Origin of the sequence: Rhodococcus sp. CX (assembly GCF_015865005.1) — a bacterium.
Lineage (GTDB): Bacteria > Actinomycetota > Actinomycetes > Mycobacteriales > Mycobacteriaceae > Rhodococcus.
Map to the genome: position 1 here is coordinate 32,450 of NZ_JADZGH010000206.1, position 16,156 is coordinate 48,605.

Here is a 16,156-nt window from a genome sequence, read left to right on the forward strand (position 1 = left end):
ACAGAACCAGTTGCGCGCCTTCGGAAGCCAGGGCGCGCGCGGTCGCGGCACCGATGCCGCGCGCTGCGCCGGAGACGAGAACGGTCTTGCCTGTCAGCGCGCTCATCGGCGCTCACCTCGATTCGGGACGGGTTATCTCATGGTGGCGCAGATGGATTCGACGAACCGGCCGACCTGTTCCTCGGGCAGGTGTGTGGCCAGATCCGCTTCGCTGATCATTCCGATCAGCCGGAGGTCGCCGATCACCGGCAGTCGCCGGATCCGGTGTTCCTCCATGATCGTGAGTACGTCGTCGATGTCGGCGTCGGCATCGACCGTGCACGGCTTGCCCTGGGCGAGGTCGCCGGCGGTCATCATCGTCGGATCCAACCCGCGCGCAACGCATTTCAGAACGATGTCGCGGTCGGTGATGATGCCGTGCAGCCGGTTGTCGTCGCCGCAGATGGGAAGTGAGCCGACGTCGAGCTCACGCATCTGCTGTGCCGCGTACTCCAGGGTTTCGTGTTCGCCGATGCACGTCGCACCGGCATGCATGATCTCTCGAGCGGTCGTCATGACGACCCTCCTCGGTGGACGAGAATGTTTGCACTTCCATCGTCCTGCCGAGGCGGGAGGCAGGCAAGCCCCGCACCCGGGCGATCAGTACGGGTCGAAGCGGATGTTCTCGACGGGGGTACCCGTCTCGATCAGCTTGTGCAGGGTCGCCCGGACCATCGCCGCGGACCCGCACAACAGGACCTGATGGTCGCCGAACGCGCCGTAGGACGTGACGACCTCGTCGAGGCTGCCCTCGATCAGATCGTCCGGGTCGGCGCCGATGTCGCCGAGCTGGGCGACGATCCGGTTGTACCAAGGGTCCGGGAAGTCCGGATCCTCGACCGATTCGACGACCGGAACCACCGTCAGCCACGGCAACGCCTCGGACAGCAGCGACAGCATGTCCGACGCGTAGAGGTCGCGGGGAGAACCGCCGCCCACGAACAGGAACGTGCGCGGCGGTTCGGGGCGGCGAGCCATGTCGAGCAGCAGTGCGCGCAGTGGGGCCAGACCGGTCCCGCCCGCGATCATGATGACGATGCGGCCGCTGTCGTCGACGTGCAGATCGCCGCCCTTCGGTTCACCGATCGTCCACACGTCGCCCGGCCGGGTGTCGGCGACGATGCTGCCGCTGACCCAGCCGCCGGGAACGGACCGCACGTGGAACTCGAGTTTGCCGTCCAGGGACGGGGGCAGCGCGGGTGACAGGCGTCGCGGCAGACCGGGCCGCTGCGGGACGGTGACGTCGACGTACTGGCCGGCGCGGAACGGCACGACCTCGTTGTCGCACTGGAGACGGATGACCGAGAGGTTGTTGCGAAGGCGATGGTGTTCGACGACGGTCGCGGTCACCGTCGTGCCTGTTTCGGCAGGTGAGGTCGAGGCAGGCTGCATTGTGTCGTATCCCCCGGGGTGCGCGGTGTTGCCCCGACTGTAATAGCCCGCCCGCGCGTCGTCCCGGTGGGTGTCGTGCGTGCGTTCGTCGCCGTCGACCGGCGGTTGGTTCTCGCCGCAAATACGCTGACGAGCCGATCGTCGATGGCGAGTGCTCGATACATTTATGCGGATTCACTTCTTCGGAGAAAGGGCCCCTCGGTGACCGGGCAGAATGTTGAAGATCGCGTCAGACGGCGTCCGAAGGACCGCAAGCAGCAGATCTTGGCGCATGCGCGGGACCTGTTCGTCGAACAGGGCTACCACAACGTCACCATGGGTGCGATCGCGAGCCGGGTAGGAATCGGGCCGAGCGCGCTCTACCGGCATTTCGCCAACAAGGCGGTTCTCCTCGAGGCCGTGATCGAGGACAGTTTCGGTGACATCGAGTTCCCGGCGAGCGGCGACATCCCGCTCGACGAGGTGATCGCCGAAGCCGCATCGATCGCCGTCGCTCGCCCCCTCGGTGTGCTCTGGTCACGCGAGACCCGCCACTTGCCCCCCGAGGTGCGGGAGTCCCTCCGGGAACGGCTGCGCAGGTCTGCAGAAGGATACGAGCGTCTGCTGCGGCGAGACCGGCCGCAGCTGACGGCCGGTCAGGCGGAGCTGTTGGCGCGGGCGATCCAATCGGTGATGGCGAGCCCGAGCTATCGGTCGGTGCGCATCCCCGCCTCGACCCATGTCGAGGTACTCATCCGCGCAGCGCGTGCGGTCGCGGGAGCGCGGATGGCCGACATCGGGGCTGCCGGTCCGAGCCTTGCGAGCAAGGGGCTTTCACCGGTGTCGCGCCGGGAGCGGCTGCTCTTGGCTGCGAGTCGTCTGTTCGCGGAGCAGGGTTATCAGGAAACTTCCCTGGACGATATCGGCAGTGCGGCCGAGGTGACGGGGCCGAACCTCTACGGCTACTTCGAGAACAAGGCTGCCGTGCTCCGCGCAGTGCTCGAGCGGGGCACCCACTCCTTGTGGCTGGATCTCGACCAGGCATTGAGTCGAACCAGCGATCCGCGTGAGGCTCTGGCTCTTCTCGCCCACGCCTATGTGTCCCGGTTCGCGGCTCAGCCACGGATGGTGCACCAGCTGACGGGGGAAGTGGAAATCGAGGAGCGGAGTGTCGCGTATCAACGCGAGTACGTGGCCGAATGGGTAGCGCTCGTCCGAGCGGTCCGACCCGAGCTCGACCAGCGAGATGCTCGACACCTGGTTCATATCGCGCTGTCGGTGGCCGATGACCTGACGACGGCGCGACATCTCGCATCCACAGAGGGTTTCGTGGCCGACGCGAGTGCGGTTGTGGTGGCAGTGCTGGAGGCGTGAGTCCGAGGATGTGCGAGCGCCCGCCGCGCTCGTGACCCTCTTCACACATAAGTGAATCTCAGTTAAGGTCTAGTCTATGACTAGACCGGATCCGAGCATGAAAAATCAAGCGATCAGGAAACCTACAGTCAGGTCTGATTCCCTCGAGGCGGGCGGGTTCGGGGAGCCCCGCGTGTGGTCCGGTGGCAGGTCGCGAACCCTGGTGGAGGTCAAAGCCAGGGCCGCGCGTCTCGCCGCCGGGTTGCGAGCCTCGGGTGTCGGGCCGGGAGACCGCTTCGCCATCGTGATGCGCAACGAGATCGCGTTCCTCGAGACCACTCTCGCGGCGGCACCGATCGGCGCCGTCCCGGTCCCCGTCAATTGGCACTGGATGGGTTCGGACCTGGCACACCTGTTGCGGGACAGTGGGGCGAAGGCTGTGATCGCCCATTCCGACCTGATCGATGCCGTCGTCGCCCAGGCGCTCGAGGGGGTGGTCGTTATCGAGGCGGAGGTGCCGGCGGAGGTCGCCGACGCCTACGGGCTCGGTGACGTCCGGACCACCGGGCGGTACGACACCCTCGACGGTCTCATTGCGAGCAACGAGCCGATTTCGGTGGTCACCGATCAGACGCCGATGGGCGTCATCTACACCTCGGGCACCACGGGCCTTCCGAAAGGTGTTCTCAGGAATCGCATTTCGGTGGAAGACCAGGCGAAGGTGCTGAAAGCATCGATGGGCCTGCTCGGCCTGCGACCCGGGGGGAAGACGCTGCTGCCCGCGCCGCTGTACCACGCGGCCCCGAACAACCATGCGCTGTTCGCCGCGGCGCTCGACATGGACATCACGATCATGCCCAAATTCGATCCTGTCGAGTTTCTGCGTCTCGTCGAAAGTCGCCGAATCGAGTCCGTCCAGATGGTGCCGACCATGTTCACCCGCCTGCTACGGCTGCCGACGGAGGTGCGGAAGTCGTTCGATGTGAGTTCGCTGCAGGTGATCGTGCACGCCGCGGCGCCCTGTGCCCCCGAGACGAAGAAGGCGATCATCGACTGGTTCGGACCCATCGTGCGCGAATACTACGGTGGATCCGAGGTCGGGTCGTTCGTCATGTGTGACAGTGCCGAGGCGCTTGCTCACCCGGGAACGGTCGGCAAGCCTCGCTTCGGCTCCGATGTCCGCATCCTGGACATGTTCACGGGCGAGCGGCTTCCCGCCGGGACACCCGGAGTCATCTACGGCAGGAGTGTCGAGGGGTGGCCCGACTTCACCTACATCGGGAACGATGCCAAGCGACGCGAGATCGAGCAGGACGGTTACATCACCGTCGGCGACATCGGATATGTGGACGACGACGGGTACCTGTACCTGACCGATCGGGTCAGCGACATGGTCATCTCCGGCGGCGTCAACATCTATCCGGCCGAGATCGAAGCCTGTCTCATGCGCATGGACGGAGTGGCCGACGTCGCGGTGTTCGGCATTCCCGACGACGAGTTCGGTGAGTCCCTCGCCGCCCACATCGAACTCCTGCCGGGCGCCGAGGCCACGGCCGACGCCGTCCGGGACTTCGTCGCAACACACCTGGCTCGCTACAAGGTTCCCCGGGTGGTCGTGTTCGACGACGACCTGCCACGTGACGACAGCGGAAAACTGTTCAAGCGCCGGCTCAGGGAGCAGTACCGGCGGCCCACCGCATCCACCGAAAGGCGCCGATGATGTTCGACTCGAGTCCACGAGCAATTCACTTGCGTGAGAAGATGATCGACTTCCTCGAGAATCATCTCTATCCCGCGGAGAACGTGTTCGAGGAGCAGTTGCGTGATCAGAACGGGCAGCGCGCAAACCCGCCCGTTCTCGAGGACCTCAAGAAGGTTGCTCGCGACCGAGGATTGTGGAACCTCTTCCTGCCACACCCGGAGGCCGGACACGAGCCCATGACCAATCTGGACTACGCACCGTTGGCCGAATTGAGCGGCCGGAGCCTTCCCCTCGGCCCCGAGGCGATGAACTGTTCGGCACCCGACACCGGAAACATGGAACTGCTTTCGCTCTTCGGGACACCCGAGCAGAAGGCCCGGTGGCTGCGCCCCCTGATGGACGGTGAAATCCGATCCGCTTACGCGATGACCGAGCCTCGGGTCGCGTCGTCGGATGCGAGCAACATCGAGCTGTCCATCGTTCGAGAAGGTGACGAGTGGGTGCTCAACGGGCGCAAGTGGTGGATCTCGGGTGCTGCGCGCCCTCGATGCGAGCTCTTCATCGTCATGGGCATCACCGATGCCGCACCCGACGCGCCCAGGCACCGCCGGCACAGCATGGTGCTCGTTCCGAAGGACACCCCGGGCGTCACCATCGAACGGGATCTTTCCGTCCTCGGCTACCACACGTTCGAGTCGCACGCCGAGATCACCTTCACGGACGTCCGGGTTCCGGTGACCAACATGCTCGGCGAGGTGGGCGCGGGTTTCGCCATGTCCCAGGCGCGTCTCGGTCCCGGCCGTATCCATCACTGCATGAGGATGATCGGTGCTGCCGAGCGCGCCCTCGAGTCGATGATCGACAGGGTGAACAAGAGAGCCACCTTCGGCACCACGCTCGTCGATCAGGGAGTGGTCCGCGAGTGGATAGCGGATTCCCGGATCGAGATCGACCAGGCACGGCTCTACACGCTGTACACGGCGCACCTCATGGACACGGTCGGCAACACCGGAGCCGCGAGCCAGATATCGGGGATCAAGGTTGCCGTCCCCAACGTCGCCTACCGAGTGATCGAACGCGCCATGCAGGCACACGGCGCCGCCGGTCTCGGACCGGACTTCCCGCTGGCGCGGATGTACGCCGAGGCCAAGATCGTGCGCGTGGCGGACGGTCCGGACGAGGTTCATCGTCGTGCCGTGGCACGCACCGAGCTGAAGCGATTCGCCTCCGTCACGACACCGACACCGCAGGGGGTCGCCGCGCACCTGGTCCACCAGCGATGACCGGCACGTCTCGAAGGGGACCGGACGTGATCGGTCTCGATCTTCCCGCCGTGGAACGGTGGATGGACTCGGCCGGCTTGGGAAGCGGACCGGTCTCGCACGTCCGGCCGGTGGGTGGGGGGACCCAGAATCTGATGTACCGATTCGAGCGTGACGGAATCGGATACGTCTTGCGCCGCGGACCGCGGCATCCGCGCCCCGAATCCGACGACGCGCTGCGCCGTGAGATGACGGTACTGCGTGCCCTCGGCGACACCGGTGTGCCGCATCCCCGACTGCTCGGCGGATGCGAGACACCGGAGGTGCTGGGAGACTCGGTCTTCTTCCTCATGGAGCCCGTTGACGGCATCAACGCGATGGTCGCTCTGTCGCCCGATCAGCAGGCATCGGCCGACATACGTCATCGGATGGGATTGTCGGTTGTCGACGCGCTGCTCACGCTGGATGCGGTGGATCCGGACGAGATCGGACTCGGCGGAATTGGACGTCCCGACGGTTTCCTGGAGCGACAGGTGCGCAGGTGGCTCGATCAGCTCGACAGCTACCGACGAATGGGGTACTCCGGCAACGAAATACCCGGTGTCGACACAATCGCCGAATGGCTCGATTGCCACCGACCCCCAGCAGCGGACCCTGGGCTGATGCACGGTGACTTCCATCTGGGCAACCTCATGTTCGCGCCGGACAGCTCGAAGGTCGTCGCGATCGTCGACTGGGAGATGTGCACGATCGGCGACCCGCTGCTCGACCTCGGATGGCTGCTGGCGGTCTGGGCCGATGCGGGGGCAAGAACGGATCTCATGGGCAGCCGCCTCGCCGGAGCGGGTGGTATCGCCACACCGGACGAACTGATCGCCCGTTACGCCGCGTCGGGCACGCGGTCGCTGGAACATCTGGACTGGTATCGCGTGCTGGCATGCTTCAAACTCGGCATCGTGCTCGAGGGGACGTACGTCCGTTCGCTCGCCGGCATGGCGACGCCGGAACTCGGGGTCGAGATGCACACGCGCACATTGCAACTCTTCGAGCGTGCGCATCGATTGATCAGGTGATCCCGGAAGTCGAACAACCCCGGCGCCCGTGCGCGTGCACGGGTGCCGGGGCGTTTGTCCGGGGCGATCGCGGTAGCTGCTTCTAGGGCATTCCGCCGTCGACTCGCAGAACCGAACCGGTACAGAACGACGATGCGCCGGTCGCGAAGAACAGCGCGGCGTCCACCACCTCTTCGGGCCGTCCGCATCGCGCGAGTGCGAGGCTGCTCTCGAGGTTCTCGCGAACCCCCGGCGTCCAATTCTCGGAGATGTCGGTGAGGAACGGGCCGCACTGGATCGTGTTGACCCGAACGGTGGGGCCGAGAGCCTGGGCGAATCCCTCTGTCAGCGTGTGCAGACCGGCCTTTGCCGCCGCGTAGGGGAGGGCGTCCGGTCCGGGACGGATCGCCTCGATGGATCCGATATTGATGATCGAACCGCCACCCTGCTCCATCATGTGTGTCCCGGCCAGTGCAGCCAGACGGAACGGCGCCCGCAGGTTGACGGCGATCACCTTGTCGAACAGGGCTTCCGAAACCTGATCGAGGCTGGGGTAAAGCGGAGACAAGCCCGCGTTGTTGATCAGTACGTCGATACCGCCGAACTCACCGAGGGTCTTCTCGATCAGCGCCGTGCACTCGTCCCAGTCGCTCACATTGCACGCGAGCGGCAGTGCGCGAACGGAGTAGCGATCCTCGACCTGCTCGGCAAGAGCCTTGCAGCTCTCGAACTTCCGGCTCGCGATGACCACCGATGCGCCTCGCTCCGCGAAACCGTGCACCATCGCCCGGCCGAGGCCACGACTTCCGCCTGTGACCACGACGGTCTTCCCTGTCAGCATGCTCATTTCTCCTGTCTGCTTTCGTACTTGAATTCAGATTCACAAGATCGCGCAGAATCTCACTGAGCGACCGTCTCTATCGGCTACATACTGGACTCTTTTACTCTTGCGGTCAACGCGTGCCTGTGTCACTCTACTTATTAGAGATTCACTTAATGAAGGAGAGCAAGATGAATCGCCGAGTATTCGTGGTCGGTGTCGGGATGACGAAGTTCGTGAAGCCCGGCGCACGCGAAGGGTGGGACTACCCCGACATGGCGCGGGAAGCGGGGAGTGCGGCACTGTCCGACGCCGGCGTCTCGTACGACCGGATCCAGCAGGCGTACGTGGGCTACGTGTACGGCGACTCGTGCTCGGGACAGCGCGCGGTGTACGAACTGGGGCTGTCCGGGGTGCCGGTCGTCAACGTCAACAACAACTGCTCGACGGGTTCGACCGCACTCTATCTCGGGGCCGAAGCCATCCGGGGCGGTCGCGCGGACTGTGTGCTCGCTCTCGGGTTCGAGAAGATGCAGCGCGGCTCGCTCAGCGCTTCCTACACCGACCGGGCGGGTGCGCTGGACAAGCACCTGGAGGTGCTCGCCCGCAAGTACCAGCCGCAGGAGCCGTTCGCCCCGTACATGTTCGGTGCTGCGGGACTCGAACACATGGAGCTGTACGGTTCCACGCCCGAGCATTTCGCGATGGTGGGGGAGAAGAACCACCGGCACTCGGTCGACAATCCCTACGCCCAGTTCCAGGACGAGTACACGCTGCAGGAGATTCTCGATTCGCGTTCGATCTACGGGCCGCTCACCAAGCTGCAGTGCTCGCCGACCTCGGACGGCTCCGGCGCCGTGGTCCTCGCGAGCGAGGATTTCGTGCGCGAGAACGGGCTGACCGAGCAGGCCGTCGAGATCGTGGGCCAGGCGATGGTCACCGACCTTCCGGAATCGCTCGGTGGGAGCGCTATCTCTGCCGTCGGTTTCGACATGAGTCGCAAGGCCGCCGAGATGGTCTTCGAGCAGTCCGGCCGATCGGCCGAGGAGGTCGATGTCATCGAGCTGCACGACTGCTTCTCCGCAAACGAGTTGCTCACCTACGAGGCGCTCGGTCTCTGCGACATCGGCGAGGGTCACAAGCTGATCGAGAAGGGCGACACGACCTACGGAGGTCGCTGGGTGGTCAATCCGTCCGGTGGCCTGATCTCGAAGGGTCACCCGCTCGGCGCCACCGGCCTCGCGCAGTGCAGCGAGCTCACCTGGCAGCTGCGGGGTATCGCCGGCAATCGTCAGGTCCCCGATGCGCAGCTCGCGCTGCAGCACAACATCGGACTCGGTGGCGCCGTCGTGGTCTCGCTCTACCGGAAGGCGGCGATCTGATGGCCATCGATCGCAGCATCATCGGTCAGGAAACCGGCCGGGCGTCGTTGCTGATGACCCGGAGCCGACTGCGCGACTTCGCGGTCGCCACAGGCCAGCGGGACCCGATCTACACCGATCTCGAGGCGGCGAAGAAGGCCGGGCACCCGGACCTTCCGGTCCCACCGACCTTCCTGTTCGGGATCGGCATGGAGGACCCGGACTCCGCCGGATTCCTCGACCGCCTCGGCGTGGACCTGCGCTTCGTACTCCACGGCGAACAGCAGTTCTCCTACCGGCAGGTGGCCCACGCGGGGGACGACCTGACAGTGGTGAGCACGGTGAGCGACATCTACGACAAGCGTGGCGGCCGACTCGAGTTCCTCGTGCAGGACTCCGTCGTCACCAACCAGCACGACGCGATTGTTGCGGAGATGCGCAGCGTCCTCGTCGTCCAACACCCGGATCCGGCCGCAGTGGCCGGCGAGGAGAGCAACCGATGAGCATCGACACCCTGGTGGCCGGAGCCACCCTTCCCGCCCTGGAGATCCCTCCGATCTCGCGGACCACACTGGCGCTGTTCGCCGGCGCTTCCGGTGACCACAACCCGATTCACATCGACCTCGACGTGGCCCGGTCCGCCGGCCTGGACGATGTGTTCTCTCACGGAATGCTCTCGATGGCGTACCTCGCCCGATTGCTCACCGACCTGGTTCCGCAGGAACGGATCCGGTCGTACAAGGTACGTTTCGCCTCGATCACACCCGTGCACGGGCAGCCCACCTGCACCGCGACGGTGGCCTCGGTCGCCGACGTCGACGGCGAACGACTCGCCACGCTCGATCTTCAGGTTTCCCTGGCCGACGGCACGACCACCCTGGTCGGCGAGGCAACCGTCGCGCTCGACTGAACCGGAACCCACCTTCTCACGACACCCAGTAAGGACGAACAATCATGGGAAAGCTCAACGGTAAGACAGCGATCGTCACCGGCGCGGGTCGCGGCATCGGCCGGTCCATCGCCCTCCAGCTGGCAGCGGAAGGAGCCAACGTCGTTGTCAACGACCTCGATACGGTGCCGGCCACCGAGGTGGTCGACGAGATCACCGGCGCGGGTGGCGCGGCCGTCGCCTGCGCAGGCAGCGTCACGGATCCGGAATTCGCAGATCGATTCGTTGGCACCGCCACGCAGAACTTCGGCGGCCTCGACATCATCGTCAACAATGCCGGATACACCTGGGACAGCGTCATCCAGAAGATGACCGACGAGCAGTGGGACGCAATTCTCGACGTCCACCTCAAGGCGCCCTTCCGTATCCTCCGCGCCGCCCAGCCGGTGATCAGCAAGGCCGTCAAGACCGAGCGCGACGCAGGACTCCAGGTGCATCGCAAGGTCGTCAACATCTCCTCCGTGGCAGGCATTTTCGGCAATGCCGGTCAAGCCAGCTATTCCTCGGCGAAAGCCGGCATCGTCGGCATGACCAAGACCCTGGCCAAGGAGTGGGGACGCTACAACGTCAACGTCAACGCGGTGGCGTTCGGGTTCATCGAAACCCGGCTGACCATGGCACCCGCCGACGGTGACTCGACCATCGACGTGGAAGGCCGCCAGATCAAGGTCGGGGTCAACCCGCAACTGCTCGCGGCCGCGAAGCAGATGATTCCTCTCGGCCGGCCCGGCACACCGGAGGAAGCTGCCGGTTCGGTCGTGATGCTGACCTATCCGGAATCCGACTACATCAGCGGGCAGTTGATCATCACCGGCGGCGGGTTCGAGGGCTGAGACATGGCTACAGCGCAGTACGTTTCGCCGTGGCGTGACCCCGAGGTCGACGCCCTCGGTGAACTCGCCACGAAGTTCTTCACCACCGAGGTGGTGCCGCACCGGGAGAAGTGGGAAAGCCAGCAGTACGTCGATCGTGAGGTTTGGCGCAAGGCCGGTGACCTCGGGCTGCTGTGCTGCTCCATCCCGGAGGAGTACGGCGGCGGCGGGGGCAACTATGCCCATGAAGCTGCGATCATCGAGGCCCAGGCACGTTCGGGTGATACGACATTCGGCATTCTCGTGCACTCGGCGATCGTCGCCCACTACATCTACGCTTACGGAACCGAGGAGCAGCGCCGTCGATGGTTGCCGTCGATGGCGAGGGGTGAGCGCATCGGGGCAATCGTGATGACGGAGCCGGGAACCGGCTCGGACCTGCAGGCGATCCAGACCCGGGCGGTCCGCGACGGTGACCACTTCATCGTCAACGGCGCCAAGACCTTCATCTCCAACGGTGGCACCGCCGATCTGCTCGTCGTCGCGGTCAAGACGGATCCCGAGGCCGGGGGCCGCGGAATCTCCCTCCTGGTGGTCGAAACCGACAACAGCCCAGGCTTCGTGCGTGGCCGGATCCTCGACAAGGTCGGGTGCAAGGGCGCCGACACCTCCGAACTCTTCTTCGAAGACGTCCGGGTTCCGGTCGCGAACCTGCTCGGTCCGGAGGGGCAGGGCTTCTCCCAGCTGAAGACTCAACTCGCCCAGGAGCGTCTCAATCTCGGGATCTCCGCTGTCGGCGCGATGGAAGCCGCTGTCGCGGCAACCGTGGACTACACGAAGTCACGTAAAGCATTCGGGCAGGCGGTCTTCGACTTCCAGAACACCAGGTTCGAGCTTGCCGAGTGCGCATCCGTGACGCATGTGGCCCGGGTGTTCGTCGACCAGTGCATCCAACGGCACCTGGCCGGAGAACTCGACGCCACGACCGCCGCGATGGCGAAGTACTGGCTCACCGAGCAGCAATGCGATGTCGTCGACAGATGTCTCCAGCTCTTCGGGGGCTACGGATACATGCGTGAGTACCCCATCGGACGTATGTATGCCGACGCCCGGATTCAGAAGATCTACGGCGGCACCAACGAGATCATGAAGGAGATCGTCGCACGGTCCCTGTGACCGGGACGAAACACCATGAACACATCGAATTCGAATCCCACGCGGTCGACCGGGCCGCTCGCCGGGCTCCGAGTGGTCGAGTTGGCCGGTATCGGCCCCGGGCCGCACGCGTGCATGCTGCTGGCCGACCTGGGTGCCGAGGTGATCCGCGTCGAGCGCCATTCGGCGCCGGAACTGATCCCGGGAGTGTCGAGCGACGAAGACACCACTCTACGAGGCCGAAAAATAGTGCGCGTCAACCTCAAGGATGCCAACGATCTCACCGGTGTCCGCGACCTCATCGGCCGCGCCGACATACTCGTCGAGGGCTTCCGCCCGGGTGTCACCGAGCGTCTCGGCCTCGGACCCGATCCCTGCCTGGAACTCAACCCGCGGCTGATCTATGCCCGGATGACCGGCTGGGGTCAGGACGGCCCGCTGTCGAACTCGGCCGGCCATGACATCAACTACATCTCGCTGACCGGAGTACTCGACAACATCGGTGTGGCGGACGGCAAGCCGGTTCCACCGCTGAACCTGGTGGGCGACTTCGGCGGCGGCTCGATGTTCTTGATCGTCGGCGTTCTGGCGGCGCTCTGGGAGCGCGAACGTTCGGGGCGCGGGCAGGTCGTCGATGGTGCGATCGTCGACGGGACCAGTGTGCTCGCCCAGCTTCTGTGGTCGTTGCGGGGAGCGGGAGCATGGGCGGCGGGCCGGGGGGCGAACTTCCTCGACGGGTCCACACCGTTCTACGACACCTACACGTGTGCAGACGGCCGGCATGTCGCCGTCGGCTGCCTGGAACCGCAGTTCTTCGCGGAGATGGTCCGTGGTCTCGGTCTGGAGATCGGTGAATTGCCGGCTCAGTGGGACCGCGCACGCTGGCCCACGCTGAGAGCGGCATTGACGTCGGCGTTCAAGTCCCGTACCCGGGACGAGTGGGCCGAGGTGTTCACGGGCTCCGACGCGTGTGTGACGCCGGTGCTCAGCTACGACGAGGCGCTTGCGGACCCGCACATGTCGGGGCGCGGGATCTTCGAGAACATCGGTGGCGTCGATCAGCCGCGGCCGGCGCCGCGGTTCTCGCGGACCGACCCGGCTACGCCGGTACCTGCCGGCCGACTCGACCTCGACGCGGCGATACGCAGCTGGGCCTGACCCGAAATGCGTACCAGCCGATGATCGCGTATCCGGCGCGAACCTGTTGTCCGAGCTCGGCGCAACCGATAGGGCTGAGCGGCATCGGTTTTCGGGAGGCACTCCGCTCATGGGGCGGAGTGCCTCCCTCGAGGTGGAAGAAGTACGACGTGGTGACAAGGGAGAAGACGCGATGAAGGCTCTGACCTACCGCGGGCCGAGGGACGTGGCCTGTGCCGAAGTCCCATCGCCGGTGCTGTCCGGGGACCTCGACGCGATCGTGGAGGTGACGTTGGCCGGCATCTGCGGCAGCGATCTGCACATCTGGGGCGGTCACGGATTCACCGACGACATCGGTTTCATCGTCGGGCACGAGGCCGTCGGAATCGTGAGGGAGGTGGGTGCCGGTGTCATCGGATTCGCGCCCGGCGACCGAGTGTTGGCCACGGCGTCGGTGGGCTGCACGACGTGCTCCGAGTGCGCGGCCGGTCGAGTGTCGACCTGCACCTTCAAAGCCGGTAAGTCCTGGCAGTCGAGCTGCTACGGGCTCGGCCACGCGCTGGCCGGCACCCAGGCCGAGTACCTGCGAGTGCCGAACGCCGACGTGAATCTGGCGACGATCCCGGACTCGGTCGGCGACGAGGCCGCCCTGGTGCTGACCGACAACGCACCGACCGCATGGTACGGCTGTCGGCGGGCCCGGATCGTGCCCGGCGACTCGGTGTTGGTGATCGGGCTGGGCCGGTCGGGTTGATGTCGGTCCAGTCCGCCATCGCGATGGGCGCCGGGCAGGTCCTCGCGATCGATCCGGTGCCGGACCGCCGTGCGCGGGCCGAGGCGATGGGTGCCCGTGCGATCGACGTGGGTGACGACCGGAAGAGCCAGGTCCGAGCAGTCCGCGACGCGACGGGTGGCCGGGGCGTCGACGCCGTCATCGAGGCGGTCGGCGCGGACGCCACGATAGATCTGGCGCTGCGCGCGGTACGGGTCCGTGGGCGGGTCAGCGTGATCGGCGTCAGCCAGAACAACCGGTTCACCTTCCCGATGGAGATTGCCCAGCTCAAAGAATTGGACTTCGCGATCGGCTTGTGTTCGGTGCAGGCGGAGCTCCCGACGTTGCTGGCGCTCACCGAGAACGGGCGCCTTGATCCGGGGGCTGTCGTTTCCCACCGGTTGCCGTTGTCCGAGGGTGACCGTGCCTATCAGATGTACGGCAGCCGCTCGGACAGCGTCTGCAAGGTGGTGCTGGATCCGAGACTCTGAGCACGTCGACCCGCGCTGTTCGTCGCCGACGTCCCCGTACGCGAGCGGCGTTTGCCGACGGCTCCTCGAGGCCGCGTCGTGGAGGGACCCCGAGTGGCCGGTTGGGGCCGCGCGTGTTCATTCCCATCTGCGGGTGCGGCGGTACTTCGGTTCCCACCAGAACCGGTGGCAGAGTTGCACCGGCACCGGAAGCTCGTGCAACATCCGGCGAGCCCGGTCCTCCGGTGCGCCCTCGAACATGAACGGGGTCGTCTGCTCGAGCTCGGCACGGGACAGCGAATGCACCGCGTTCCTGGAGAGCCGTTTCAGTTCCCGGTGCGTGATGGTGCGCGCCATCAGCGGTACGGCATCCTTCTCCTCGTGCGCGAGATGGGACCGCAGCGTGTGCACCACGGCGTCGAGACGCTCGGCCAGGACGTCGGGTCCGTGCTCACGGTCGTCGAACGCGTCCTCGACGGCCGCGAGTGACGGATCGAGGAGTGCGTGTTCGGCTTCCATCGCGTCGAGCACAGCGAGAGCCTCGGGTTCGTCCTGGAGCCGGGTCCGCATCAACGGCCAGAACATGTCGTCCTCGATCGAGTGGTGGTGGTGCAGTGCCCGGCTGAAGCCGTGCCAGCCGAGCAGCACGGCGTCGTGGGTCGCCGGATCCTCGGGGACGCCGTGTTCGGCGACCCGCGCCAGACGTTGGGTGTCGCGCCGGAACGCATCGTGGATGAGGTACAGCATCTCGAGGTCCGCTTCGGACAACAGAGTGGATTTCGTGGTGGGCATCGGTTCCTACCTCCTGACTCGCCCCTGACTCCAGATTCCGACCACCCGTGCTCGTTCTCAATCCCTCATTGGTGGGGAATACTGGGCTTCATGGACGCGGCGCGCTCTGCCGCCCGGTTGAAATCGACGGTCCGCCGCGCAGTACGGACTGCGACCGATTCCGCGGATTTTCGGACTCAGCTTCTCGATGCACTTCGCGAACAGGTCCCGTTCGACTGTGGGTGCGTGGCGACCGTGGATCCCGCGGTGCTGGTTCCGACGTCGGGGACGAATGTCGGTTTCGACGACCCGCTCCGCGCCGCGAACACCGCCTTCGAGTTCGAATACGGGCCCGATCCGGATGCCTTCGGCTACGACGCGATGTTGCGCCGGCCGAGCGGAATTCGGAGCGTGCAGCAGGAGGGTGGGCGATACCGGGCCACCCGGCTCTATCGCGAGGTGCTCGAACCGTTCGGTGTCGATGACGACGTGCGCATGGTGTTCCGCGGTCGGGACGGAACATGTTGGGGTATGGCAGATCTGGGGAGAACGGAGACGGCCGCGTTCACCGACGTGGAGATCGAGGTGCTCGCCGGCGTTCTCCGCGACATCGGGGACGGTTTCAGGACGAGCCTGCTCCGCCAGGCCGCGTACACGAATTCGGATTCGGGTGACGGTCCCGCGGTCGTGGTTGTGGACGACCAGAACGAACTGGCGCTGACCACACCGGCCGCGCTCGGGTATTTCGAGAGGCTCGGCTGGGTGGAGCCCGATCGGCCGGGGGGACTGCCGGTGTACATCCTCGCGATGCGGGTTCGGACTCTCGGGGGCAGTCCGGTCGTGGTGCGGGCGCGGACCCGCGACGGCGAATGGGTCGTGTTGCGGGCCGTGGGTACCGCGGACGGGACCGGGCCGTCCGGGGTCGTGGTCAACATCGAGCGAGCGCACCTGCCCGAGGTAGTCACGTTCATCGCCGCGGCTCACGGCCTGTCGGCGCGGGAAACCGAGGTGGTGCGTCAGGTGCTGGCCGGGCGCACCCGCGAGCAGATCGCGCGGGCCCTGTTCATCAGCCCGTACACGGTGCAGGACCACCTCAAGAGCATCTACGCCAAGACCGGGGTGCACAGCCG

The 16,156-nt window shown here is 65.8% G+C and carries 18 protein-coding genes; 13 read left to right on the plus strand and 5 right to left on the minus strand.

From position 1 onward, the window contains the following. From I0Q12_RS33555 to I0Q12_RS22285, 3 genes are all read right to left on the minus strand, one after another. On the minus strand, positions 1-106 hold a 106-nt coding region (locus I0Q12_RS33555), incomplete at its 3' end, for an SDR family NAD(P)-dependent oxidoreductase (protein ID WP_231611227.1). A 26-nt stretch (positions 107-132) separates the two neighbouring features. Beyond that, the gene (locus tag I0Q12_RS22280) at positions 133-555 is read right to left on the minus strand and encodes a CBS domain-containing protein (protein WP_197254819.1); all 423 of its coding nucleotides are present in this window, start codon (positions 553-555) and stop codon (positions 133-135) included. Between the two features lie 84 nt (positions 556-639). Then, positions 640-1,431: an FAD-binding oxidoreductase gene (locus I0Q12_RS22285; RefSeq protein ID WP_197254821.1), complete on the minus strand. Its 792-nt coding sequence runs from the start codon at positions 1,429-1,431 to the stop codon at positions 640-642. 75 nt (positions 1,432-1,506) lie between these two features. On the opposite strand from I0Q12_RS22285, the gene I0Q12_RS22290 reads away from it, so the two are divergent. The 4 genes from I0Q12_RS22290 to I0Q12_RS22305 all read left to right on the plus strand — a co-directional run bounded on the left by I0Q12_RS22290 (position 1,507) and on the right by I0Q12_RS22305 (position 6,800). Continuing rightward, positions 1,507-2,784, plus strand: coding sequence for a TetR/AcrR family transcriptional regulator (locus tag I0Q12_RS22290; RefSeq protein WP_197254823.1), 1,278 nt, complete (start codon positions 1,507-1,509; stop codon positions 2,782-2,784). A 172-nt stretch (positions 2,785-2,956) separates the two neighbouring features. Continuing rightward, positions 2,957-4,483, plus strand: a complete 1,527-nt coding sequence (locus tag I0Q12_RS22295) for an AMP-binding protein (RefSeq protein WP_307846423.1) — start codon at positions 2,957-2,959, stop codon at positions 4,481-4,483. After that, positions 4,480-5,748 carry an acyl-CoA dehydrogenase family protein gene (locus I0Q12_RS22300; protein ID WP_374068762.1) on the plus strand — a complete coding sequence of 423 codons (1,269 nt, stop codon included), beginning with the start codon at positions 4,480-4,482 and terminating at the stop codon, positions 5,746-5,748. The genes I0Q12_RS22295 and I0Q12_RS22300 overlap by 4 nt, the downstream gene beginning before the upstream one ends. Then, on the plus strand, positions 5,745-6,800 hold the full coding sequence (locus tag I0Q12_RS22305; protein WP_197254827.1) for a phosphotransferase family protein: 1,056 nt from the start codon (positions 5,745-5,747) through the stop codon (positions 6,798-6,800). Before I0Q12_RS22300 ends, I0Q12_RS22305 begins: the two co-directional genes overlap by 4 nt. Positions 6,801-6,882: 82 nt before the next feature. Here I0Q12_RS22305 and I0Q12_RS22310 read toward each other — a convergent pair whose 3' ends face one another. Beyond that, positions 6,883-7,620, minus strand: coding sequence for an SDR family NAD(P)-dependent oxidoreductase (locus tag I0Q12_RS22310; RefSeq protein WP_197254938.1), 738 nt, complete (start codon positions 7,618-7,620; stop codon positions 6,883-6,885). Positions 7,621-7,790: 170 nt separating this feature from the next. Between I0Q12_RS22310 and I0Q12_RS22315 the strand changes: the two genes are divergently transcribed. The 8 genes from I0Q12_RS22315 to I0Q12_RS33565 all read left to right on the plus strand — a co-directional run bounded on the left by I0Q12_RS22315 (position 7,791) and on the right by I0Q12_RS33565 (position 14,276). Beyond that, positions 7,791-8,981, plus strand: a complete 1,191-nt coding sequence (locus tag I0Q12_RS22315) for a lipid-transfer protein (protein ID WP_197254829.1) — start codon at positions 7,791-7,793, stop codon at positions 8,979-8,981. Then, positions 8,981-9,463: a MaoC family dehydratase N-terminal domain-containing protein gene (locus I0Q12_RS22320; RefSeq protein WP_197254830.1), complete on the plus strand. Its 483-nt coding sequence runs from the start codon at positions 8,981-8,983 to the stop codon at positions 9,461-9,463. The genes I0Q12_RS22315 and I0Q12_RS22320 overlap by 1 nt, the downstream gene beginning before the upstream one ends. Next, the gene (locus I0Q12_RS22325) at positions 9,460-9,870 is read left to right on the plus strand and encodes a MaoC/PaaZ C-terminal domain-containing protein (protein ID WP_197254832.1); all 411 of its coding nucleotides are present in this window, start codon (positions 9,460-9,462) and stop codon (positions 9,868-9,870) included. Before I0Q12_RS22320 ends, I0Q12_RS22325 begins: the two co-directional genes overlap by 4 nt. A 44-nt stretch (positions 9,871-9,914) precedes the next feature. Continuing rightward, positions 9,915-10,742 (plus strand): SDR family NAD(P)-dependent oxidoreductase, encoded by an 828-nt coding sequence (locus I0Q12_RS22330; RefSeq protein WP_197254834.1) that lies wholly within the window; start codon positions 9,915-9,917, stop codon positions 10,740-10,742. 3 nt (positions 10,743-10,745) lie between these two features. After that, positions 10,746-11,897: an acyl-CoA dehydrogenase family protein gene (locus tag I0Q12_RS22335; RefSeq protein WP_197254836.1), complete on the plus strand. Its 1,152-nt coding sequence runs from the start codon at positions 10,746-10,748 to the stop codon at positions 11,895-11,897. Between the two features lie 15 nt (positions 11,898-11,912). Beyond that, positions 11,913-13,034: a CaiB/BaiF CoA-transferase family protein gene (locus tag I0Q12_RS22340; protein WP_197254837.1), complete on the plus strand. Its 1,122-nt coding sequence runs from the start codon at positions 11,913-11,915 to the stop codon at positions 13,032-13,034. A gap of 172 nt (positions 13,035-13,206) precedes the next feature. Continuing rightward, positions 13,207-13,767: an alcohol dehydrogenase catalytic domain-containing protein gene (locus tag I0Q12_RS33560; protein ID WP_231611216.1), complete on the plus strand. Its 561-nt coding sequence runs from the start codon at positions 13,207-13,209 to the stop codon at positions 13,765-13,767. Next, the gene (locus tag I0Q12_RS33565; protein WP_231611217.1) at positions 13,767-14,276 is read left to right on the plus strand and encodes a zinc-binding dehydrogenase; all 510 of its coding nucleotides are present in this window, start codon (positions 13,767-13,769) and stop codon (positions 14,274-14,276) included. The genes I0Q12_RS33560 and I0Q12_RS33565 overlap by 1 nt, the downstream gene beginning before the upstream one ends. Before the next feature lie 117 nt (positions 14,277-14,393). On the opposite strand, the gene I0Q12_RS22350 is transcribed toward I0Q12_RS33565, so the two are convergent. Beyond that, the gene (locus tag I0Q12_RS22350) at positions 14,394-15,047 is read right to left on the minus strand and encodes a hemerythrin domain-containing protein (RefSeq protein ID WP_197254845.1); all 654 of its coding nucleotides are present in this window, start codon (positions 15,045-15,047) and stop codon (positions 14,394-14,396) included. A gap of 225 nt (positions 15,048-15,272) precedes the next feature. On the opposite strand from I0Q12_RS22350, the gene I0Q12_RS22355 reads away from it, so the two are divergent. After that, positions 15,273-16,156, plus strand: an 884-nt coding sequence (locus I0Q12_RS22355; RefSeq protein WP_307846431.1) for a helix-turn-helix transcriptional regulator, incomplete at its 3' end; no start/stop codon positions are given.

Bases quoted from the DNA above. Each gene is read 5' to 3' on its own strand.
- I0Q12_RS22310 (WP_197254938.1), bottom strand. From the start codon at position 7,620: ATGCTGACAGGGAAGACCGTCGTGGTCACAGGCGGAAGTCGTGGCCTC.
- I0Q12_RS22325 (WP_197254832.1), top strand. From the start codon at position 9,460: ATGAGCATCGACACCCTGGTGGCCGGAGCCACCCTTCCCGCCCTGGAG.
- I0Q12_RS22285 (WP_197254821.1), bottom strand. From the start codon at position 1,431: ATGCAGCCTGCCTCGACCTCACCTGCCGAAACAGGCACGACGGTGACC.
- I0Q12_RS22335 (WP_197254836.1), top strand. From the start codon at position 10,746: ATGGCTACAGCGCAGTACGTTTCGCCGTGGCGTGACCCCGAGGTCGAC.
- I0Q12_RS22330 (WP_197254834.1), top strand. From the start codon at position 9,915: ATGGGAAAGCTCAACGGTAAGACAGCGATCGTCACCGGCGCGGGTCGC.
- I0Q12_RS22315 (WP_197254829.1), top strand. From the start codon at position 7,791: ATGAATCGCCGAGTATTCGTGGTCGGTGTCGGGATGACGAAGTTCGTG.
- I0Q12_RS22300 (WP_374068762.1), top strand. From the start codon at position 4,480: ATGATGTTCGACTCGAGTCCACGAGCAATTCACTTGCGTGAGAAGATG.
- I0Q12_RS22280 (WP_197254819.1), bottom strand. From the start codon at position 555: ATGACGACCGCTCGAGAGATCATGCATGCCGGTGCGACGTGCATCGGC.
- I0Q12_RS33560 (WP_231611216.1), top strand. From the start codon at position 13,207: ATGAAGGCTCTGACCTACCGCGGGCCGAGGGACGTGGCCTGTGCCGAA.
- I0Q12_RS22350 (WP_197254845.1), bottom strand. From the start codon at position 15,047: ATGCCCACCACGAAATCCACTCTGTTGTCCGAAGCGGACCTCGAGATG.
- I0Q12_RS22340 (WP_197254837.1), top strand. From the start codon at position 11,913: ATGAACACATCGAATTCGAATCCCACGCGGTCGACCGGGCCGCTCGCC.
- I0Q12_RS22305 (WP_197254827.1), top strand. From the start codon at position 5,745: ATGACCGGCACGTCTCGAAGGGGACCGGACGTGATCGGTCTCGATCTT.
- I0Q12_RS22320 (WP_197254830.1), top strand. From the start codon at position 8,981: ATGGCCATCGATCGCAGCATCATCGGTCAGGAAACCGGCCGGGCGTCG.
- I0Q12_RS33565 (WP_231611217.1), top strand. From the start codon at position 13,767: ATGTCGGTCCAGTCCGCCATCGCGATGGGCGCCGGGCAGGTCCTCGCG.